This is a genomic window from Desulforhopalus vacuolatus, assembly GCF_016918505.1.
Classification (GTDB): domain Bacteria; phylum Desulfobacterota; class Desulfobulbia; order Desulfobulbales; family Desulfocapsaceae; genus Desulforhopalus; species Desulforhopalus vacuolatus.
Genome location: NZ_JAFFPZ010000108.1, coordinates 1 through 492 on the forward strand (window position 1 = coordinate 1; position 492 = coordinate 492).

The following is a 492-nucleotide window of genomic DNA, read 5'->3' on the forward strand; positions in this document are numbered from 1 at the left end:
CAACATCACACACCTGAGTGCGCCTTCGTGGCACACAGTCGTCCGCATAACGGACGAAACACAAATTACGCTTTTCAAGCTCTTTATCAAGCTCGTCCAGCACAATATTAGACAACAACGGAGAAAGAGGGCCCCCTTGAGGAGTACCCTCATCGACAGCTTGTATTAAACCATCGATCATTACTCCGGATGTGAGGAACTTACGTATGAGCTTCAAGAGCCGTTTGTCATGCACTTTTGTAGCGAGTCGGCTCATCAAGCGGTCGTGATTAACCCGGTCGAAAAATTTCGACAAATCAATACTGACTACTCACCATTCGCGTAAAATTATTTCAATTTATTCCTTTTTTTGATTAACTGCCGAGATGACTACTATACCAAAAGTTTTAACCGAAAGAATTGATGATTTTGTCCTGCTGATTGGCCTTCTCAAACGAATGGGGGTGGTAGAGCTTTTTGATGCTCATCTCCCACGTCATGGGCATCATCAAG

General features: G+C 44.1%; 1 pseudogene. It reads right to left on the reverse strand.

The features are described 5' to 3' along the window. Positions 1 to 307, reverse strand: a pseudogene (locus JWG39_RS16100) (reverse transcriptase domain-containing protein); the annotation flags it as partial. Between the last annotated feature and the right edge of the window lie 185 nt (positions 308 to 492).